Raw genomic sequence first — 21,370 nt, 5'->3', positions numbered from 1 at the left:
ACACAAATTAATTGTGTAAATTGTTAATGAGTTCATGATTCTCGTTTAAAATGACGCCGCGAATTAAGTACAAGATAAACATTTACTGATTATCGAAAATCCATTCATTGGGTAATAATGAACAATAAAGAAGTGAACTTACTCATGGAAAAGGGGGATTAGCGTGGGTGTGGGAACCGTTCAATTCGTCCTGCTGGCGGATGATCCATCAACGTTTGTTACACGAGTCGTACCTTTTATCGATATTGAGCTCGCTGGAATTCCGAGTGATCGGCATTACGGTCTGTTGCGCCCAGCGGACTCCCGCCAGAAAATATACAAACGGGGAACGCCAATCGCAAATCGTAGGCAAATCAGTATTGTCTCAGAAGAGGAATGTGCTCTCATAGCACAGAAGATGAATATTCCTGAAGTACGCCCGGAGTGGCTCGGTGCCAACATGCTGATCCGTGGCGTTGAAAAGTTGACGGAGCTTCCTGTCGGGACCCGACTTCTGTTCCCGGATGGAACCGGGCTGATCTGCGAAGGGGAGAATCTGCCTTGTGTACACCCTGGAAAAATCATTGAGCAAGTCTACGAACAGGATGGTTTGCGCAAAAAGTTCGTGCCAGCCGCCCGCAAAAAACGCGGAATCGTCTGTTCAGTCGAGCGTGAAGGCATCATCCGTACCGGAGATACCATCGAAGTTATTCGCCTGTCCTGAGGTCTCAGGACAGGTTTTTGTATTACAGTCGAATCCGCTTGCTGCGACTGTAGTTAATCTCAGTTTATCCTCTGGAATGGACGTATTCTTCAGGTGTGCTGCCGATTATGGACTTGAAGTCTTTGATAAAATGCGACTGATCGTGATATCCAAGGTCCTGGGACAACTTAACCAGATCGCAATTCACACCCCGCTCCATCAGCTCAGCAGCATTTTGTAGGCGGTAGAGCTTGATCACCATTTTGGGGCTGATGCCCACATACTGATTGAACAGGCGCTGGAGCTTTCTTGTGTGCATATTCCAGGAAGCAGATAAGTCATCGACTCTCAACATATCCCGATGCTGCTCAATATACAGCACAATCTGGCTAACCAGAATGGCTTGATCATCAGGAGGAGGAAGATGTTTACAAAGTAGCTGATCCATATAACTGACTTTGTCCGCATCACTTCCGTCCCCGAGCAGACGTTCTTCGAGCAGTGGAGCATCGATACCAAGCACACCAGAGACATCCAAGGGGTTTCCATACAATGTGGATACGGGAGTACGAATGAATGGATAGAAGCCTCCAGGCTTAAACTTCACCCCAAACACGCTTCCTTTTCCACGGACAAGATAGGAGAATTTCTGTCCAGATGGACCGAAGAAAAAGGTGTTTCCCCGCTCTACCACCAGATTGACACAGGGATTCGGAACCACATGCTGCGGATATGGATCATGCCCGGTAAGATCCCAGGAGACGATCCAGAAATGCTTGACCAAAGAACTCAATGCTTCGGAAGGGGCATAACGTGTCAGGCAATATCTTTTGTCGCCCTCATTCAGATTCAGAAGACCCATACTGGGTCTGACAGCATGATCCGCATGTTTCATCTCGTCGATTCCTCCAGGTATCTCGTCAATTCTGCTTCGTTACGAACCATGCACAATTTATGTTGGTGAGGCTGCAAAAACGCCATGATTAGCGCCTTTTCCTTATGGTCATGTTGATAGCTCCATTTATACATCTTCCAGAGCATAGTGAAAGTCTGTCGGTAATTTCCTTGTTCCAGCCCGAGCTTCTGTACTGTGAAACGTTTGAGAATGCGCACATTCCTTTTCCACACGGGGGTATTCAAATAGACGATAAGATCAGCCTGCTCGAAACTTCTTTCCACCCATTCATAGTGTACTCCTTCAATAATCCACTGATTGGAATAAACGGCTTTTTGCAGGAGTGTGTCCCGCTTCTCAGGGCTATTGCGAATATCCTGTCCTTTAGGTACACGGTGCCACACAATGTTGTCGAGCTCATAATAAGGAAGGTCTAACCTCGCGGATAAGAGGCGGGCCAATGTAGATTTGCCGCTGCCGACTGAGCCGATAATATGTATTTTGTTTGGCCTGAATTTGATCTTGGATTGTTCACCGATCATTCTGTAATCAGTCCCCCTTGATATTACCTTTGCTCTCTGAACAACAACGCCCGAACAGCGAAACGTGGCAAAATAAGTTGTCTGCGCCACCTGGAAGGCTGGCTGAGCAGTCGATAAAGCCATTCCAAGTTAAGCTTCTGCCATATGGCAGGTGCTCGTTTGGTTTTGCCGGCCAGAATATCCAGGCTTCCCCCGACTCCGATGGCTACACGAGCATTGAGTTGATGGCGATATTTGTTGATCCAGTGTTCAGCATTGGGTGCTCCTAGGGCCACAATAAGAAAATCAGGTTGTGCCTCTTGAATTTCTTCTACAATGCTTTGCTCCTCGTCTGTTGTGAAAAATCCATGATGTCTGCCACGCACAACGACTCCCGGATAGTTTTGCGCAATAACATCCACAGCCCTCTTACTGACACTTTCTTCTGCCCCGAACATATAAAAGGACCAATTCTTCAGGCTTCCTTCCTCCAACAAACGAAAAAGCAGGTCACAACCTGTAACCCGTTCGGTCAATTGTCCACCCCGAAAGCGGGATACCATAACAATGCCCGCGCCGTCAGCGGTAACAATGCCTGCCTGATCTACGACTGAACGAAGCGCCTGATCCTTCTGGCAAGACATGACGATTTCCGGATTGCCTGTGATGACATGGAACAGTTCGGATTGTCTCTGATCGATTACATCACCAAGAATCGTAACCGTCTGATCCATAGTTATATTGGGAAAGGGGATTCCCATAATATTTGTTGTTTGGTTCATATTTAGTTCCTTTCTGGATGCTAACTATCCGTCCCCAACTTGTATACATTTCCTGTTATTTCATTCCATTTTAGTATATCTGATCTCCTGGCAAAGCACTATATTTGTTGAAGTTTGGCACCGGATGAAAAGTCCGAATTATCAAGCTTCATGGCATCTAAAATCTTTTATTTTCGCTGTTGTCGTGTTTTTACAATACTTCGTTTGGGGTATAACGATAGGATAGTGTTGCAAGCAAGTGTCAGTTGAACTTTAATACAACACATAAAGGGAGTGAGTTCATGGAATTGAAATATGAGTTCTATATTAATGCCGGACAGGAAGATGTGTGGAATGCCCTGATCTCGCCGGACGGTACACGGAGCAGCTTTTTTGGCAGCGAACTTCGTTCCAATTTCCAACCGGGCCAGCCGTTCGCCTATGTAGGGCCTGGGAATGATGGTGCAGAGACGGTTCATGTGTACGGTGATATTCTCGAATTCGAACCTTTATCCCTATTAAGTTACCTTGAGCATCCCGGACCTTCCTACCACGCCAATCACGCCGAGCTTCAATCCAGAGTAGTGTTCCAGCTGGAGAAGGTAGGGGAATGTACGAAGTTAACATTGATTAATGACCAATTTACGGACAACCATCCATCTTTTGAAAACGCACAGAGTAGCTGGTGGATGATCTTGAGCAGTATCAAGACATGGGCAGAGACGGGCGAAACGCTGAATTTTGGCTGGTAAAGGTCCGATAGCGAGAGATATATGAATGTAACATCATAACAATATGAAAAAAGCGCTGATAAAGCGTTTTTTTCATGTTGTTTTCGCAAATGAATGAAAACCCTCTACATTTAATGTCTAATTATGTCGAAATATATAGAAATGACATTAGAGGAGAAATCGCGATGTTTCGTAAACGTACCCAAAAGATCAAGCAAGCCCCTGCAGGCTCGCTTCAACCATTATTGGAATACAGCCGTAAAATGGTTAAAGACGCCGAGCAAGGGATATATAACAATCAGCTGGAATCAACCGAGGATTTGCAGGAAGCTGGTGAAATTGCACATAATATCAATAAAGCAGTACATATTCTGAAGAAGCAAAATGAAGCAGCGGAAATGCGCCTCAAAATGCTGAATCAGGCGTTGAATATTGGACTCTGGGAGTCCGAGATTGTTGCAGGAGATCCTCTGGATGGCAATAATATCATTGTTTTTTCCAATGAATTTCGTCAAATGTTAGGCTTCAGCAATACGAAGGATTATCCCGATGCTTTCGCAAGTTGGGCCAAATCCATCCATCCCGACGACAGACCCCAGTTGGTTCAGGAGATTACGAAAAACATTAATAAGTCTTCTGAGATGGCTGCATACAACGTAACGAGCCGAATGATAACGAAGAGTGGAGAGGTACGCTGGTTCCGGTGTCTTGGACAAGTTGTCAGAAATGACGAAGGCGTTCCGGTTAAACTTCTGGGAATCATGTTTGATATCCATGATGAGAAGAGCAAATCCGACGAGTTGGAAGCACTCGTTACCCGTTATGACCTGGTAAATCGTGCATTAGTGGAAGCACCGTGGGATATGACCGTTGTGGCCGGAGATGTGGTTAACCCGAATAATGAATTTTGGTGGTCACCACAGTTTCGCCGAGAGCTTGGGTTTACCGATGAGCAGGATTTCCCGAATGTGTTCAGCAGTTGGAGCAGCCGGCTTCACCCGGACGATCATGACCGGACGATCAATGAATTTGCCAAGCACATGAATGACTACAGTGGACGGACACCGTACGATCTTGATTACCGTCTGCAACGTAAGAATGGGGAATATCGCTGGTATCATGCAGGTGGCGAGACGGTTCGGGACGGTAACGGTGTACCACTCCGTGTAGCGGGAACCATTCGTGATGTGACACATGAGAAAAATAAGGAACAGATCGTTGAAGCGATGAATCAGAAAACAAAACTTTTATCCGAATCTATCGGTGAGATGGTGCGTGGAATTAATTCGATCACCGATCAGGCTCAGGAACTGGTTACTGCGCAAGAGTTATCCGCGGATGCGGCCATTCAGGTGAAGAGCAGTGCAGATGATACCCAAAACATTACAGCGTTTATTCGGGAAATTGCCAGCCAAACCAATTTACTGGGTCTGAATGCAGCAATCGAAGCAGCCAGAGCGGGAGAACTTGGTCTTGGTTTTGGAGTTGTGGCCGGGGAAGTGCGGAAGTTAGCTGACCATAGCTCGCAGGCAACCGTCAATATTGAAGATAGCATGCAGGCAATGAAGACGTTCATTGACCAGATTCTGGAGCACATTGGCAACATGTCCACACTGACGCAGAATCAGGCTGCCCTAACACAGCAGGTAAACGCCTCGATGGATGAGATTAATATGATGTCGCAGGATTTGGTGAACTACTCACGGAATTTGTAAGGTTGGAAACGGTGTAACCCGGTCGATTTGTTGGATGATAAAATGAATTGCATAAGAAAAAACCACCGAGATGCATTTCTGCTCTCGGTGGTTTTGTATTCTCAACGAAACGATATATGCAATTCGATATGTTGAATTATACTTGTTGAACTTTGATCAAGTTGGTGTTACCGGATTGACCAATCGGTACGCCAGCGGACAATACGATGATGTCGCCTTTTTCGATATAACCAGTTTTGATTGCATTGCGTGTAGCAGACTCGAACATTTCATCGGTTGTTGTTACTTTGTCGCCCATAACCGGGATGACACCGGAGAGCAAGCAGATTTTAGCCAGTACTTCTTCATGCTGTGTAACCGCGATGATCGGTGCTTTCGGACGATATTTGGAGATCATACGTGCCGTAAATCCACTCTCTGTAGAAGTGATGATCGCTTTGGCATTCAGGACGAGGGAAGAACTAACTGCTCCCTGACTGATAACTTCGGTAATATCAGCTACTTGTTGAGCGGATTTTTGGTTGAATTGTTCTTTGTAATCAATCATCGTTTCAGCACGGCGAGCAACAGCAGCCATCGTGCGCACGGATTGTACCGGATATTTACCTGCTGCCGATTCACCAGACAACATTACAACGTCTGCCCCTTGAAGAACAGCGTTAGCAACGTCACTAACTTCGGAACGAGTTGGACGCGGATTCACTTGCATGGATTCCAGCATGTGTGTTGCTACGATAACCGGTTTACCTGCACGGTTACATTTATCGATCATTTCTTTTTGCATCATAGGTACGTCTTCGATTGGTACTTCAACCCCGAGATCTCCACGCGCTACCATGATACCGTCAGATGCTTCAATGATATCGTCCAGGTTGGTCATACCTTCCTGGTTTTCAATTTTGGAGATAATTTGTACATGATCTACACCGCGTTCTTTCAGGATGCTGCGAATTTCACGAATGTCGTCGCCTTTACGAACAAAGGAAGCAGCGATGATTTCGATACCGTTTTCGATCCCGAATCCGATGTGCATAACGTCACGTTCCGTTACACCTGGCAAAGTCGTTTTGATTCCTGGCAAGTTAACCCCTTTACGTGGTTTCAGAATGCCGCCGCTGATGATTTTACAGTGAATATCGGATCCTTCCACGGAGAGTACAGTCAGATCCACCAAACCATCATCGATGAGGATGCGATCGCCAGGTTTTACTACGAGGTTCAATTCCGGATAGTTTACCGAAATACGCTCAGCGTCACCAAGAATTTCTTCAGTAGTCAAGATAAGCTCTTTACCCGCTTGCAGATGGCAGGATGCTTCTTTCAGTTTGCCAATACGAACTTCCGGTCCCTTGATATCCATCATAATCGGAATATAAGTATTCAATTCGGAAGCGGCTTTGCGGATATTGTTAATCCGTGCCACGTGATCTTCCAGCTCACCATGAGCCATGTTCAGACGGGCAACAGTCATCCCTTCCTGAATCATTACTTTTAACAATTCGATTGAGTCACAAGCAGGTCCCATAGTACAAATAATTTTTGTTTTCAACATGCTATTTTCCTCCTCATATGTTTGCTTATATGTGTATTGTAGCGTTTTCTGTCGAATCAGGGTATGAACTATAGTACAATGATTAGAATATAGTCCAATAATGAGGTGTGTTATGGTCACTCCATTAGAAGTACGACACATTAATGGTGTCGGTTGGTACGAAGAAGCGGTGCAGTCACAGGCGACTTGGCGATTGAGCTTGGTTACTTATGGAAAATGTGTATATTGGGTGAACGGAGAGAAGCAGATCATGGAGAAAGGTGAACTGCTGCTAATTCCCGCTGGCATTCCGTATTACGGCAAAAGTATTCCTACCGTAACCCACACGCAAATTGTAGTTCAATTACAGGGGGATCATGCACAAGGTTTGCCCGCGCTGGAACGGAGTGAGGCCTTGCGACATAAGCCTGGATGTTATGAACTGATTCATGAACGCATGAAAGCCATCCAACAACAATGGCAGGAACGTCCGTCTTATTATGTCATGATGAGCCAAGCCTTATTGATGGAAGTACTTATTTATATAAATAGGGAACTGGATCGCGGAGTTATTCCACCGGAGAGACATGTTCATGCGGAGCGGATGAAGCGATACATTGAGCGGCATTACCGGGAGAAAGTTACGAAAGAAGAGCTCGGGGACGAGATCCGTAAAACCCCAAATTACGCAGCCGCGTTATTTAAAAGCATGACGAATCAGACGATCAGCCAATATGTTCATGATCAACGAATGAAAAGGGCGGTGTATTTGCTTACCGAGTCACAACTCTCTATTCAGGAAATTGCAGAATTTCTCGGTTACCGTGATCTGTCTTATTTTTACCGGATATTCAAGCGTTTAATGGGAAGTCCTCCATCTGATTTGCTCCATGAACGTCCACCTATTGTATGAAAGACAGGGTCTTCATGGTCTCGTCTTGAAAAGTTCTTACATTTAAACATCCAGCTGCATTCATGCAAAAAAAAGAGGGCCTCGGCCCTCTTTTTGGTCTCACGACAGTCGAATTACTCCTGCCTTTGCCATATAAATCATATACTAAGCGTTGCTGCTTGTATTTGTAGCCGTGATTGGCTGTTTTGTTTTTTTGCTTGCCAGACCTGCGCGAACCGCAAATACATGCACAGCCCAGTACGCTGCTTCCGCGAACAGAATGCCGCCTGCTACATCCAGCAGCGAATGCTGCTTCACAAACACCGTCGAAGCAATGATCAGCCACAGCCATATCGACCAGGAGATTCGTGCCAGTGGTTTGAAGTTTAAATGGCGATTGATGATAATGAAGAGCAGATAGCTTGTGAGACAGTGAATGCTTGGAAAACAGTTGAATGGAGCATCATTGGTATAAATAAATTGTACGAGCGCACTGCTTAGACCTGTTCCGATAGCTTCTGGTCGCGGCACGTAAGTAGGGAAGACCGCAAAAACGATATTGGCTGCGATTACCCCTACGTTATAGGTAATTATCATACGCCAGAATAGCGATTTGTTCGTTAGACCCAAATAGAGAAATCCAAGATACAGAATCGGCATCCAACTGACATAAGGATAAATAAATTCTTTGATAAAAGGAATCTGTGTATCAATCCAGGCATAATTGTAGAAGACATCACTTCCGGTGTTACTGCCCAACAAAACATAAATGGAACCTTGAAGCGGTATACATAAGATTGCCAGCAAATGTCCCCAGCGCAAAAATAATGCTTTCATAGTATCCCCCTGATTTTGTTCTTCATTTCGCAGCTTTCATCTTAACTCTTCATATATATGACGTTGCAGAAATGTCGTACCCCTGCACTGAATCATTCTATTATTACTATAATAGACATTTTAGCACTTGAGCCATACCTGATTGTAAGGTAAAAGCTGTAAGAGGAATTCTCTTTTTTGTTACTTTTATAGTTTTATCCAGAAAAGGATATTTGAATATCCAATAGATATGATACAACTAAATTGTCATATGAGTTCATGTGACAACCATTAAAAATGAAATGAGGCTGGTACAATCTATGAAAACCCCGCAATCCAAGCAAAATCAATCCTTTTCCGCGCGAAGGCCCGTGCTGACGGTAGTCATTATTGAACTGCTCCTTTTGCTGGTGGTTTTTGCGGCAGGGGCGGTCGCTACCGTGAAGCAACTGGACTACACATCACCCGTATTGATGTCGTTTACTCCAATTGCACTCGTGCTCATTATTTATCTCACCCTGCGACGCAAATGGAGAGAGACTGGATTTCGCTCCATAAGAACTATCCCGGCAAGTCATGCAAAGTATTATATTCCACTACTCCTTGTACTGGGTACTCTTGCGCTGAAAGGATTTACTGAATTAACCTTGTCCAAGGTCGCTTTTTTTATCTTTTTCACCTTGCTTGTCGCTTTTGTGGAGGAAACCATTTATCGTGGACTAATCTTCAAAACTTTGCTTCGTAAGAGTGCGGTTGCGGCAGTTGCGACTTCAAGTGTTTTATTTTCTATCACTCATATCATGAATGCATTATCCGGTCAGAGTATGGCAGACACCCTTCTGCAACTGATCTATGCACTGCTGTTGGGAGCAGCGCTCGCGCTGTTAATGTTGAAAAACGGAAATATCGTGCCGCTGATTCTGTTTCATTTCATACATAATTTGATTCAATTTCTTGGGAACGACCGGCAAGATACCGGAACACTTCCCTACGATATCTTCATATTGGTTGTGTTGGTTGCTTATTGCGTATGGTTGACGTTTAGCGTTCGAACGAAGTCATCTTCTCCAGAGAGTAGTACACCGGGGAGTTCAATGGTTCATTAAATGGGCGTGTGATCAGTTGATGCATAACTCTGTTTACCGCCAGCCATAGGATCGTGGTATACTTCAGTCTGGCGGTATGACAGGCTTGTTCATAATCGGAGGCCCGTTCATCCGTACAATGCATAGATAAATAGGTGATATTGTGGAAAAGACAGCACAGGCAGTGGCGGAATGGATGGTGCAGGAGATTAAATTCACCGGTACACTTCATCAGGAAGCTGCAATTGAATATGTAAAGTCCAATTTTGGTGAAGAATTTGTATTTGTGAATGAGAATGGTAATACTTCGTTATCAAAAGAAGTGAAGAAAGCGTTCCGCAAGCTACATCGTGGGCAGATTGCATGGGATCGTGATGCTTTTATGTGGGCATGGACCTAGTGTGTTATCATGTAATGGATTGAGCTTTCATGGATGTGTTGGATATGCATGTCAAAATATTTTATAGAAAATGTATAAGTTGGTTCGGATCTGCATATCCTTTCATAAGACCGCAATGAGCGGCAGGGCAAGCGACAAACCCTGTTCCAGTGCGTGCGAATACATGTATTTCCAAAGCTGTTTGAAAAGAAAATACAAAGATTTGCTTTTTGGTGGAAACGGAGTTATAATAAAAACAAGTTGTAGAGAGTGGAAAACCTAATTCACATATTGTAAAGGGCGATCACTTATAGGTTATGACTGGTACCTTTTTCAATGTGTGAATTTTTATTTGCTTGCTGCAAAGAACAAAGGAACATGTTAATCTTTATTTGGAGGTGTAATTCACATGCAAAACGGAACAGTAAAATGGTTCAACGCTGATAAAGGCTTCGGTTTCATCGAAGTTGAAGGCGGAGAAGATGTATTCGTACACTTCAGCGCTATTACAGGCGAAGGCTTCAAAACGCTGGACGAAGGTCAACGCGTGCAATTTAAAATTGTACAAGGAAACCGTGGTCCTCAAGCAGAAGAAGTTGTAAAACTGTAATTAAAGCATAGCTGCCTTTAACATGTTATAATGGTAAAGGCAGCTTCTTTTTTTTGAGCAGTTATAATGAAAGTCGGCCCAATAGTTGTCGAGACAGAAGTCCGGACGGGACAAAACTTCCGCTAAGTAGTGGCTTCTGTGAAATAACGTCGGATTAGATGTTTTTCCATAACAAAGGGGGTAGAAGTCATGTATAATCGCAAAAAACCGTTGGAAGAGATTCCACAAGCTGATGCGGCAATCTGGGAATGTACGAGTGATACGTGCAAAGGATGGATGCGGGACAATTTTGCGTTTGATAACGTACCTACTTGTCCGATATGTGCTTCTGAGATGGTCAGCACGACTAGGATGCTACCATTGCTTGAGAATTCGAATAGTAATCTTAAAACGATGCCTAAAGGAAATCGGATTTAACATAGCTTACCCGCCTCTAACGAGGTGTTTTTTTTTAAGTTGAACCTGACATCTTGTACAAAGGTAAGGGTATTAAATATGAAGTTCCCGGCATTCGTTTTGACGAATGCCTTTTTTTATATCTTTTTTTCCAATATGTCGGATAATGAAATGGAAATATATCCAATTTACAATGTATTTATTTGAATCCAGGGTTTGTAGAATAGATAGTAATCACATTTACACGCAATAAATAAAACGTTTTCGATAAAAATGTTAACGCTTACAGTTTGCCGATGACGTAATCGTATGTTTTCAGAGGAGGAAAAGCATTTTGAAGAAATGGTTAAGTCTTTCACTGGTTGCTGCTTTAAGTGCGACTCTTGTTAGTAACGCTTTCGCGGAAAGTGTGGAACCGAGCTCGACTCAATCTCCATCATTGGCTACAAAAGAGCAGACTTATGATTGGGGAAGGGCCAAAGTAGTGGGTGGCGGTTTCGTTCCGGGCATTATCTATAATAAGGTAGAGAAAGACCTCGTATACGCCCGCACGGATATTGGTGGTGCATATCGTTATGATGCTGAGAGTAAATCGTGGATTCAACTGCTTGATTTTGTTGGTTTTGATGAATGGAACATGTCGGGTGTGGAGAGCTTGGCTACAGATTCCGTTGATCCGGATCGCGTCTATATAGCAGCAGGTACATATACGAATGACTGGACGGATATGAACGGTGTGTTATTGCGTTCAACGGACAGAGGCGATACATGGCAGCGGACAGAGCTTCCATTCAAACTTGGCGGTAACATGCCTGGGCGTTCAATGGGTGAGCGTTTATCTATCGATCCGAACAACAACCGGGTGTTGTATCTGGGTGCTCGCAGCGGAAATGGACTATGGAAAAGCACGGATTACGGAGTTACCTGGAGCAAGGTAGACAGTTTTACAGCAGTCGGGAATGTAAAGGATGACTATAACGATATTGCAGGCGTAGCCTGGATTACCTTTGATCCAACTACAGGTTCGCGTGGCCATACGACTCAGACGATATACGTTGGAGTGGCAGATTCTGAGAAGAGCATCTATCGCAGTACGGATGGTGGGCAGACTTGGGCACCTATAGAGGGCCAACCTACGCAAGGTTTTGTTCCCCATCACGGTGTGCTCGCATCCGATGGTTCCTTATATGTCACTTACAATGAGTTTGTTGGACCATACAGTGGTGGTAAAGGTGCCGTGTGGAAACTGGATACGAAAACAGGGAAATGGACCGATATCAGTCCAACTGGTAATACAGATAACCCGTATGGTGGGCTTGCGGTGGATACCAAAGATCCGAATACACTAATGGTCGCAACGATGAACAAATGGTGGCCAGATGACTTCATTTACCGCAGCACCGACGGCGGGAAGACATGGAAATCATTCTGGACACTGGATTATGCCAAAGACCCAAGTCGGGAAAATCATTTTACTATCGATTATTCTCTATCTCCTTGGCTGGATTGGGGCGAGAAAAAGGAGTTGCCTGAAACTTCACCTAAATTGGGATGGATGATTGGCGACTTGGAGATTGATCCGTTTGATTCGAATAAAATCCTATATGGTACAGGCGCAACGTTGTACGGTTCGGATAACGTAACAGCCCTAGACCGAGATGAAACGGTGAAAATTTCCGTCAAAGCGGATGGTATTGAAGAGACGGCCATACTTGGTCTTATCAGCCCGCCATCGGGGGCGCCTCTTCTGAGTGCGATGGGTGACATTGGCGGATTCCGTCATACTGACCTGGATAAGGCGCCGGAGATGATTACGAATCCGTATCTCGGAACCAGTACGGATATTGATTATGCAGAGTTGAACCCGAATCTGGTTGTACGTGTAGGTAACGCGGAAGGAAAGGCTGCTCGAATGGGAATTTCCACGAATAACGGCGTAACTTGGAAGCCTGCTTCGAATGCCTGGATCTCTTCCGATGAAGATAAGACAGAGGGTGGACATGCGGCCTTTAGCGCTGACGGGAAATCGATTCTATGGAGTCCTGTCAGCAAAGCTGAAGGAGAAGCAAGACCGGTGAGTATTTCGACCGATCAGGGTGCGACCTGGAAAGCTTCGAAAGGTATTCCGGAAGGTGCACGTGTCTCGGCTGACCGTGTGAATGGATCTGTTTTCTACGGATTCTCGAATGGGGCCTTTTATGTGAGTCGTGATGGTGGCGTTACGTTTGAGAAAACGACCGCAACTGGACTGCCTGTTGCCTTAACGAGTAACTTCAAAGCTGTACCGGGTTCAGAGGGTGAGATCTGGCTGGCTGCGGGAAAAGATAACAAGAAACTCGATAGTACGTATGGTCTGTTCCATTCCGTAGACTATGGTCAAACCTTCACCAAGCTGGCTAATGTGGAAGAAGCAGCCACGATAGGTTTGGGTAAAGCGGCGGTAGGGCAAGAGCATATGGCATTGTATTCCTACGCCAAAGTAGAAGGAACGTATGGGATTTTCCGTTCGGACGATAACGGTGCTTCCTGGATTAGAATTAATGATGATCAGCATCAGTATGGTTCAGCCAATGTAACGATTACGGGTGATGCGAGAGTGTACGGACGTGTGTATGTGGGGACCAACGGTTATGGAATTGTAACAGGGAATCCAGCAGGCGCCGAGGGCGGAAATGTCGATTCTGAGCAAGAATCAGGTACAGGGTCATCTACAACAGCTCTTCCATTCACTGATCTGGATAGACTGCCTCAAGATGTACAGGATAAGCTGGTTGCTTTGCGTAAAGACGGAATTATTGACGGCAAATTGGGTGGTATTTTTGCTCCTTATGCAGGTGTATCACGTGCCGAGTTTGTGAAAATGCTGTCTGGTGTCCTTTCGACTGTATCCGAATTGCCGGAAGCAAAGGGATCGAAATATGCAGATGTAAAAGTGGGAAGTTGGTATGTGGGTTATGTAGCAGCGTTGGAAAAGATGGGTGTTCTTGTTCCTACAGCTCAAGACAAATTCAGACCATCTGCTCTGATTACTGAGAAAGAAACGAATGAACTGCTGGCAAGCACATTGAAAGTGCTGAAAGCGGATCTGGACACGAAGGACCAGGGGCTGGTTTCTTATCTGGCAGAAGACTATAGCGCGGATGAAGTGTTGGGTGTAAGCCGGGGTAAAGCATCCGTAGTGTTATATAACCTGCAACAGTGGCTGCAGGAGAAACTTTAAGTCTTATAAATGAAAAACGAAGAACCTTCTCGCATGAAGCGAGAAGGTTCTTTGTTTGTTTGGAGAGTTTAGATGAACAGGAATGGCAGCAGAAACAGTGTTGCTACCAGAGCCAGATCGATTCCTGCTCCAGCTCCATAGCCGTAACCACCGTAACCCCCACCATATCCTCCATAACCATATGGGCCGTAGGCCGAAGATTTAACTTTCTTTGTTGCAACAGCGTTTTTCTTGCTGCTTTTTACAAGTTGCTGTTTGGATTTGACTGAACACAGTCGTGGTCCTTCGAAACATCCGTTCAAATAAACTTTGCCATCACGACATTGACTAAGCGTACCATACATATGCTTACCGTCGTTCATAACGAGACAAACGGAACGTCCAACGTGCGGAGAAACCGTTTCTTCACATACCGGATTAATTCTGTACATGCAAATCCCCCTCATTAGGTGCGGTTGCCGCTTGAATTCAACGGTTTGTATATCATAGTAAAAAAAAGAACGATTGGTATGGACGAGTACCCGGATATTAGATGGGGAGGAGCCGTTTTTATATCTGCTCCATACACTGGAGGGAGTAAAAGGGAGGGGAGCTCATGGATTATCATGATTTGCTGGCCCGGCTTGGAGAAGGGAGTGCCCATCCGGGAGGGTTTACAGCAACGATGCAACTGTTGGATACGCTATCTCTGCCTGCACATAGTAAGGTGCTTGAGGTGGGATGTGGTACAGGGAGGACGGCTTGTTATCTGGCTCGAAACGGTTATCGGGTAACTGCGGTGGATCTTAATCGGCAGATGTTGGAGAAAGCGGTGCGACGCGCAAGACGGGAGCGCTTAGATATTCGTTTTATTCAGGCAGATGTGAAATCCTTGCCTTTTCCGGATCATTATTTTGATGTGGTATTTGTGGAGTCTGTCACTATCTTCACCCAATGGCGAAGTACCCTTGCGGAATATAAGCGAGTATTGAAGCCAGGGGGTCTCTTCATTGATCGGGAGATGGTGTTATCCGGAAGGAAGACAGAGGTGATGAGCCGAAGGCTGAAACAATTTTATGGAATAAGGACACTGGCAACCATGACTACATGGAAGAAACGTCTCAGACAGTGTGGATTTACTGAAGTCTTGGTCAAGGAACAGTCTCGTTCTATGGGAAAATGGGGCGTGGATCATGATCCTCATCGGGAGATGGATATGAGCTTGTTTGAGGATGAGCAAGTGCAGCGCATGGGTCGCACCAATGATCGTTTGCTTGCGAGATACGGAAAAAGACTGGGTTATGCGGTTTTTGAAGCAAAGTCATCAATGGATAGCGATAATAAGCAGAAAGAGTAGGGTTACTTTTTGGCGTAGAGGCTAGTCCAATAACGAATGTGAAAAAAATAGGCTGATGCCAAATCTGGCATCTAAAAAAGCAACCCACTTTAAAGTGGATTGCTTTTTCTTTGTTTTAGGAATCTCAATCCAATCCAGTAAGTGATGAAAATAGTTCACGCCAGAGTTTGGTTAAAAGTATTACAGCATATCGTTGTCGATAATACGCCAGTGATGCTTCAGTAGAGCTTCCAGTTGCGGTTTATCTTTGGCTCGAAAAGCGCTTAGAATTTGGCGATGTTCTTCATTTACTTCATTAAGTACACTGGATAGCTTCGGCTTGTTGTCGCTAACATACGACTGGCGAATAAAGCTGTTTTTTAACGTGTTTAACATCTCGATGACAGTGGCGTTACCGCAGCGCTGGATGTACAGGTTGTGAAATTGATATTGACTCTTACTGTAAGCAGCCAGATCGAGCTGGGTAATATCTTCATCCATTCGTGCAACAAGGGCTTCCATCTCCAGGAACTCAGACGGTTTGAGGTGGTCTACTGCAAGTGTAGCAGCAAGTGCCTCAAGCGCACCGATGGCTTGCGAGAATTCGAGTTTTTTGCCAGCGTCAAAAGGAGCGACGATAAATCCCCTGCGTGGGATATATTGCAGGAGGTTGTCAGAAGTGAGTTGAAATAAGGCTTCCCGAGTAGGTGTGCGGCTGATGTCCAGCTTTTTGCAAATCTCCGCTTCATTAATCTTCTGATTGGGGAGCAGTGTCCCGTCTTGAATTTTCTGTGCGATATAATCGTAAACGTGATCTTTCAAGGACCGGTATTTGGGTGCCTCCATACCGAATCCCCCCTTCTGTATATAGTGATGATTGGATGTGTGAGGGTGTGAGCCCTGTAATGGTGCGCCGTTCGGGAGTTTCAAGTTTTTATCATCTTAACACCGAGGGGGGAGTTGGGCAAGCAATCTTAATGATCTAAAATGGTGTTAGTTTCATGTTAAATAATTTACGTAATATGGAATTATAGCGTATAAATGTGTTAAATTCATTGCCATACAACAGATTGTTTGTTAGTATTACTTACATTAAAGCCCATATATTGTCTTGTGTATATTGTATACAAGTTATATGCCTTTATCATTCCAAAATAGAACAGGGGTATGTTGAGTGAAAAGAGTGCTTTTGCCAATGATGCTGTTGTTAATGGTGGTAATCATGTCGGCTTGTGGGCAGGAACAAACGACGGGGGCCGGATCGGAACCTTCTCCATCCTCGGAGAGTGGTGGCGCAGAGAAGAAAGTAATCGTACTTGGCACCAGTGCAGACTACGCACCCTATGAATTTCACAAAAGCATTAATGGCAAAGACACTATTGTTGGTTTTGACATTGAGATTGCCAAGGCGATTGCTGCGGACATGGGAGCTGAGCTGAAGATTGAGGATATGGATTTTGATGGTTTGCTTATGGCGCTCAGCACGGACAAGGTTGATTTTGTGATATCAGGTTTAACACCTACAGAAGAGCGAAAGAAGAACGTTGATTTTACGGATATCTACTACTATGCAGAACAGGCTGTACTCGTTAGAGCTGACGAAGGCGAATTGATGGCCTCACTGGATGATTTGTCGGGTAAGCAGGTGGGTGTGCAGAAAAGCTCTATTCAGGAAGGCATCGCTCAGGACATTCAAGGTGCCAAACTTACTTCTCTTGCCAAAATTCCCGAATTGATTCTTGAATTGCAGACCGGGCGGGTAGATGCGCTTATTCTGGAAAAGCCGGTTGCGCAGCAGTATGTAAAGAACCAGGAGGGACTGGTTGTTGCAAACGTGAAGATTGAACAGGCAGAGGATGAAGGAGGATCGGCTATCGCTGTGAAAAAAGGCAACAAGGAGCTCGTTGATCAGATCAACAGTACGCTGGAGAAGCTCAAAACGGGCGGAGATATCGAACGCTTCGTCGTAGAAGCCAATGAGATGTTAGGCGAATAAACCGGGCGAGTGAGGGATATGCCGTGAATTTAGATTTCTCCTTTCTATCGGAACATTGGCAGGACTATGTGCGTAGCGCGTGGGTAACATTGGAGCTTTCCTTCTTTGGGGTGTTGTTTGGCACATTACTGGGGGTTATGGTGGCACTGCTGCGTATATCACGAGTGTGGCCTATCAAATTCGTAGCATCGGCATATATCGAACTCATTCGCGGTACACCGATGTTGGTGCAAATTCTCATTATTCATTATGGTCTGACCGTCATCGGTGTGAACCTATCCGCATTTATGTCGGGGGTGGTCGCGCTGACCATGAACAGTTCGGCATACATGGCAGAGGTGTTCAGGGCAGGCATTCAGGCAATCGATAAAGGACAGACTGAAGCTTCGCGTTCTCTTGGGATGTCTCATGGCATGACGCTTCGCTACATTATACTGCCGCAGGCCTTTCGTAACATGCTTCCAGCTATCGGCAATGAATTCATTATTATTATTAAAGATTCCTCGCTTGTTTCTATGATCGGGATTGCTGAGATTATATATACAGCCAGAGCCGTTCAAGGGGTTACCTTCCAACCACTTGCCCCGCTCCTTGTTGCTGCTGCCCTCTATTTTGTAATTACATTTACGTTGGCCAACCTGCTCACCTGGCTGGAACGCAGACTTTCCATATCCCGATAACTTGCATACGGACTCTACGAATGAGTGGATTTAGGTGATGGCGGAAAAAGTGAGCAGGAGTCGTAAATGGTCGTGGCGAAGCATACATTGATATTGTATTTTGTATACAATATAATCAAAGAGGGGTGCTGGGAGTATATGTCAGATTCGAAAATGTTAATGGATTGGTCGGAACGTTATGCTGCACCTAATTATCATCCGCTCCCGATCGTTATTGAGCAGGCGGAGGGAGTATGGGTCGAAGATCCGGAAGGTCACCGTTATATGGATATGTTAAGTGCATATTCGGCATTAAATCATGGGCACAGACATCCAGCGATTATTCAGGCACTGAAGGATCAGGCAGATCGGGTAACATTAACATCACGGGCATTTCACAGCAGTGCGGCATCACATTTCTATCAGAAGCTCTCGCAATTTACGGGCAAACCCAAAATTCTGGCCATGAACACGGGAGCTGAAGCGGTTGAAACGGCCGTGAAAGCAGTGCGAAGATGGGCATATCGATGCAAGGGTGTACCGGAAAATCAAGCTGAAATCATCGTATGCTCCGGAAATTTTCATGGAAGAACACTGACGGTCACCTCTTTCTCATCTTCAGAAGAGTACAAAAAAGACTTTGGACCGTTTACACCCGGATTCAAAATCATTCCTTATGGTGACATTGAAGCGCTTAAGCTTGCGATTACACCAAACACGGCCGCTTTTCTCGTGGAACCCATTCAGGGGGAAGCCGGTATTGTCATCCCACCTGAAGGATATCTTGCTGAAGCCTTTACACTGTGTAAACAGCATAGGGTGTTGACCGTGGCGGATGAGATTCAGACCGGATTCGGACGAACGGGACGGCGATTTGCCTCTGATTGGGAGGGGGTTGAGCCTGATATCTGGATTATGGGTAAGGCACTGGGCGGGGGAGTAATGCCTATCTCGGCTATTGCTGCTAATGCAGAAATACTGGATTTGTTTGAACCGGGTTCTCATGGCTCCACATTCGGGGGGAACCCACTCGCTTGTGCCGTGGCTGTCGCAGCACTGGAAGTTCTGGAAGATGAGAAGCTTGCAGAGCGCTCGGAGCGTCTGGGGAATTATTTTATGAAACAGCTTCAGGGAGTTCGCAGTTCAGCTGTGCGTGAGATTCGAGGTAGAGGATTGTTCATCGGTGTTGATCTGCATGTACCTGCACGTCCTTATTGTGAGAAATTAATGTCTGTTGGACTGCTCTGTAAAGAAACTCATGAGACAACGATCCGTTTTGCGCCGCCACTTACCATTACAGAGGTTGAGATTGATTGGGCGTTGGAGCGAATTACTCAGGTGTTGAGTGACTGATAAATATTTCATTCTTTGATTACTTCATATAAGCAGCGAAGGAGCTGACCTACATGGAAAACAATGATATTGAATCTGCAGGAACGCTGAATGCTTCTAATGAAACGAGCCAATTGCTTTTACGTCATCATGACGTTGCTATCATTAAAGTTCCTTTTGGATTAGGTGGGGCGCGAGGTGGTGCTGAGCTAGGTCCGGATGAACTCATTACTGCAGGATTGAAACGTGAAATTGCAAGCCTTGGGTTAAATGTATCAAAAGAGATCCGTGTAGATTGTCCCTCAGAGTCTGTTGCTCCAATTGAACGAAACCGTGTGAAATATTTATCCGAGGTTAGACAGGTGAGTGAGCGAGTGTGCAATGAAGTGTCTGGGGCGATAGCGGGAGGTTCTTTTCCGCTTGTTCTGGGTGGGGATCACAGTGTAGCTATAGGTTCTCTTGCTGGGGTGTCTGCACATTATTCCAATCTAGGTGTGATCTGGTTTGATGCCCATGCGGATTTGAACACAGAAGAGCGTAGTCTGTCTGGAAATATGCATGGGATGAGTGTTGCTGCCGCTTTGGGGCATTCTGCATTTAACTTGTCTCATATTCCGGGTGCAGGGTCGTTCGTTAATCCTTCCAATCTGGTCTACATTGGCTTACGTGATCTGGATGTGTATGAAAAGGAACAGATCCGAGCGCTTGGCATTAAGAGCTTTACAATGCATGATATTGATCGGATAGGTATACAACAGGTTGTTGAACAGGCGCTGGCTGTAGTCGGGGAAGGAACAGACGGTATTCATATTAGCTTTGATATGGATTGTCTTGATCCGCGTGAGGCTCCGGGTGTGGGTACGCCGGTACCAGGGGGATTGAATTACCGTGAGGCTCATTTCGCACTGGAGCTGCTCGCTTCTACCAACCGAGTTACGTCCATGGATCTGGTGGAAGTTAATCCGCTATTTGATCAGAACAGGCATACGGCCCGCCTTGGAGTAGAACTGATTGCTTCATTGCTGGGTAAACGGATCTTATAACGGTTGTATAGATATTTCTTGTTCGGATGAATTCATGCTTATATAGAAGGTAAGGTCTAATCATATAATGTAAGGTTATATAAGAGCCAGGGTCAGACTCATCCATACGATCTTCAACGGAGTGAAGATAGGTATGAGTACTTCCCTGGCTAATGGTTGTTGGGTGCACTTCTTTACTTCTGAACGGATGGAGGGTGAAGTTAGCTTTATAGAGTAATAATGTTTAGTTGAGCGTGGCTTTCTTTTTACTTAAGGAGCATTGGGTACATATACGAGGGCTCTACTATAGAAGAAGGAGATTGTAGATTATCTGAAGGAGAATGTGGTTCTAAAGTTTTTTGAAAATAAAGCTTGCGTTCATAATCTGTACATGGTATATTCTAATTCCGGCCAAGAAAACACGAGAAACATGGTGCGGCAAGCGAATGAAATAAGCTTCGAAAGAAACTTAAAAAAAAGAGCTTGCAAAGTTGGTTCGGATGTGATAAGATATAAAAGTTGCTGAGGTGAACAACACACGGCAATGAAACAAGTTTGATCTTTGAAAACTGAACAACGAGTGAGTAACGATCTTGCTTGCAAGATCGACGCTGAGAAATTGGTACACGTCTTCGGACTGTTTGATTTCAAAGCAAAATAAATGAGATTTTTAATCTCGTCAGTTTCAAAATGAGCTTATCGCTCTTTTCAATACTTTATTGGAGAGTTTGATCCTGGCTCAGGACGAACGCTGGCGGCATGCCTAATACATGCAAGTCGAGCGGACTTAAAGAGAAGCTTGCTTCTCTGAT

21 protein-coding genes and 1 rRNA gene are annotated in these 21,370 nt (G+C 45.1%); 15 read left to right on the top strand and 7 right to left on the bottom strand.

Annotated features, from left to right (window positions below; all coding sequences use genetic code 11):
• The first annotated feature begins 169 nt into the window (after positions 1 to 169).
• On the top strand, positions 170 to 703 hold the full coding sequence (locus tag BUA17_RS30335) for an MOSC domain-containing protein (protein WP_079697762.1): 534 nt from the start codon (positions 170 to 172) through the stop codon (positions 701 to 703).
• A 64-nt stretch (positions 704 to 767) separates the two neighbouring features.
• Here BUA17_RS30335 and BUA17_RS30330 read toward each other — a convergent pair whose 3' ends face one another.
• Genes BUA17_RS30330 through BUA17_RS30320 form a run of 3 tightly spaced genes read right to left on the bottom strand, consistent with a single transcriptional unit; the run spans position 768 to position 2,880 of the window.
• Positions 768 to 1,577 (bottom strand): helix-turn-helix domain-containing protein, encoded by an 810-nt coding sequence (locus BUA17_RS30330; protein WP_063568146.1) that lies wholly within the window; start codon positions 1,575 to 1,577, stop codon positions 768 to 770.
• Complete coding sequence (locus BUA17_RS30325; RefSeq protein WP_063568145.1) at positions 1,574 to 2,119, bottom strand: AAA family ATPase; 546 nt, start codon at positions 2,117 to 2,119, stop codon at positions 1,574 to 1,576. Before BUA17_RS30325 ends, BUA17_RS30330 begins: the two co-directional genes overlap by 4 nt.
• A gap of 23 nt (positions 2,120 to 2,142) precedes the next feature.
• A complete protein-coding gene (locus BUA17_RS30320) occupies positions 2,143 to 2,880 on the bottom strand; it encodes a WecB/TagA/CpsF family glycosyltransferase (RefSeq protein ID WP_072735870.1) in 738 nt (245 codons plus the stop codon).
• 281 nt (positions 2,881 to 3,161) lie between these two features.
• Here BUA17_RS30320 and BUA17_RS30315 point away from each other — a divergent pair, with 281 nt between their 5' ends.
• Together BUA17_RS30315 and BUA17_RS30310 are read left to right on the top strand one after the other, a co-directional pair.
• Positions 3,162 to 3,611: an SRPBCC family protein gene (locus tag BUA17_RS30315; RefSeq protein ID WP_072735869.1), complete on the top strand. Its 450-nt coding sequence runs from the start codon at positions 3,162 to 3,164 to the stop codon at positions 3,609 to 3,611.
• A gap of 164 nt (positions 3,612 to 3,775) precedes the next feature.
• Positions 3,776 to 5,305 carry a methyl-accepting chemotaxis protein gene (locus BUA17_RS30310; RefSeq protein ID WP_072735868.1) on the top strand — a complete coding sequence of 510 codons (1,530 nt, stop codon included), beginning with the start codon at positions 3,776 to 3,778 and terminating at the stop codon, positions 5,303 to 5,305.
• A gap of 136 nt (positions 5,306 to 5,441) precedes the next feature.
• Here BUA17_RS30310 and pyk read toward each other — a convergent pair whose 3' ends face one another.
• Positions 5,442 to 6,857 (bottom strand): pyruvate kinase, encoded by a 1,416-nt coding sequence (gene pyk / locus BUA17_RS30305; protein ID WP_064642858.1) that lies wholly within the window; start codon positions 6,855 to 6,857, stop codon positions 5,442 to 5,444.
• A gap of 112 nt (positions 6,858 to 6,969) precedes the next feature.
• Here pyk and BUA17_RS30300 point away from each other — a divergent pair, with 112 nt between their 5' ends.
• Positions 6,970 to 7,749, top strand: a complete 780-nt coding sequence (locus BUA17_RS30300) for an AraC family transcriptional regulator (RefSeq protein ID WP_063568140.1) — start codon at positions 6,970 to 6,972, stop codon at positions 7,747 to 7,749.
• 144 nt (positions 7,750 to 7,893) lie between these two features.
• Here BUA17_RS30300 and BUA17_RS30725 read toward each other — a convergent pair whose 3' ends face one another.
• Positions 7,894 to 8,565: a phosphatase PAP2 family protein gene (locus tag BUA17_RS30725; RefSeq protein ID WP_063568139.1), complete on the bottom strand. Its 672-nt coding sequence runs from the start codon at positions 8,563 to 8,565 to the stop codon at positions 7,894 to 7,896.
• Between the two features lie 299 nt (positions 8,566 to 8,864).
• Between BUA17_RS30725 and BUA17_RS30290 the strand changes: the two genes are divergently transcribed.
• From BUA17_RS30290 to BUA17_RS30270, 5 genes are all read left to right on the top strand, one after another.
• Entirely contained in the window at positions 8,865 to 9,650 is a 786-nt protein-coding gene (locus BUA17_RS30290; RefSeq protein WP_072735867.1) for a CPBP family intramembrane glutamic endopeptidase, read from the top strand.
• Positions 9,651 to 9,792: 142 nt separating this feature from the next.
• Positions 9,793 to 10,029, top strand: coding sequence for a DUF6953 family protein (locus BUA17_RS30285; protein ID WP_063568137.1), 237 nt, complete (start codon positions 9,793 to 9,795; stop codon positions 10,027 to 10,029).
• 388 nt (positions 10,030 to 10,417) lie between these two features.
• Complete coding sequence (locus tag BUA17_RS30280) at positions 10,418 to 10,618, top strand: cold-shock protein (RefSeq protein ID WP_024633772.1); 201 nt, start codon at positions 10,418 to 10,420, stop codon at positions 10,616 to 10,618.
• Positions 10,619 to 10,807: 189 nt separating this feature from the next.
• Positions 10,808 to 11,035: a cold-shock protein gene (locus BUA17_RS30275; RefSeq protein WP_017691121.1), complete on the top strand. Its 228-nt coding sequence runs from the start codon at positions 10,808 to 10,810 to the stop codon at positions 11,033 to 11,035.
• A gap of 310 nt (positions 11,036 to 11,345) precedes the next feature.
• The gene (locus BUA17_RS30270; RefSeq protein ID WP_244552250.1) at positions 11,346 to 14,234 is read left to right on the top strand and encodes an S-layer homology domain-containing protein; all 2,889 of its coding nucleotides are present in this window, start codon (positions 11,346 to 11,348) and stop codon (positions 14,232 to 14,234) included.
• A gap of 68 nt (positions 14,235 to 14,302) precedes the next feature.
• Here the strand turns inward: BUA17_RS30270 and BUA17_RS30260 are convergent, their stop codons facing one another.
• On the bottom strand, positions 14,303 to 14,665 hold the full coding sequence (locus tag BUA17_RS30260; RefSeq protein ID WP_063568136.1) for a hypothetical protein: 363 nt from the start codon (positions 14,663 to 14,665) through the stop codon (positions 14,303 to 14,305).
• Positions 14,666 to 14,829: 164 nt separating this feature from the next.
• Between BUA17_RS30260 and BUA17_RS30255 the strand changes: the two genes are divergently transcribed.
• Entirely contained in the window at positions 14,830 to 15,570 is a 741-nt protein-coding gene (locus tag BUA17_RS30255) for a class I SAM-dependent methyltransferase (protein WP_072735866.1), read from the top strand.
• Positions 15,571 to 15,750: 180 nt separating this feature from the next.
• Here BUA17_RS30255 and BUA17_RS30250 read toward each other — a convergent pair whose 3' ends face one another.
• A complete protein-coding gene (locus BUA17_RS30250) occupies positions 15,751 to 16,395 on the bottom strand; it encodes a GntR family transcriptional regulator (protein ID WP_064642846.1) in 645 nt (214 codons plus the stop codon).
• A 328-nt stretch (positions 16,396 to 16,723) separates the two neighbouring features.
• Between BUA17_RS30250 and BUA17_RS30245 the strand changes: the two genes are divergently transcribed.
• From BUA17_RS30245 to BUA17_RS30225, 5 genes are all read left to right on the top strand, one after another.
• Positions 16,724 to 17,545: a transporter substrate-binding domain-containing protein gene (locus BUA17_RS30245; protein ID WP_083584914.1), complete on the top strand. Its 822-nt coding sequence runs from the start codon at positions 16,724 to 16,726 to the stop codon at positions 17,543 to 17,545.
• Positions 17,546 to 17,568: 23 nt separating this feature from the next.
• Entirely contained in the window at positions 17,569 to 18,225 is a 657-nt protein-coding gene (locus BUA17_RS30240; protein ID WP_072735864.1) for an amino acid ABC transporter permease, read from the top strand.
• Between the two features lie 138 nt (positions 18,226 to 18,363).
• Positions 18,364 to 19,557 carry an ornithine--oxo-acid transaminase gene (locus tag BUA17_RS30235; protein ID WP_072735879.1) on the top strand — a complete coding sequence of 398 codons (1,194 nt, stop codon included), beginning with the start codon at positions 18,364 to 18,366 and terminating at the stop codon, positions 19,555 to 19,557.
• 53 nt (positions 19,558 to 19,610) lie between these two features.
• Positions 19,611 to 20,579, top strand: coding sequence for an arginase (rocF, locus tag BUA17_RS30230; RefSeq protein ID WP_083584913.1), 969 nt, complete (start codon positions 19,611 to 19,613; stop codon positions 20,577 to 20,579).
• Between the two features lie 695 nt (positions 20,580 to 21,274).
• A 16S ribosomal RNA gene (locus BUA17_RS30225) occupies positions 21,275 to 21,370 on the top strand; the annotation flags it as partial.

Source organism: Paenibacillus sp. ov031 (assembly GCF_900143165.1).
GTDB lineage: Bacteria > Bacillota > Bacilli > Paenibacillales > Paenibacillaceae > Paenibacillus > Paenibacillus marchantiae.
This window is presented reverse-complemented; position numbering and strand designations above follow the sequence as displayed.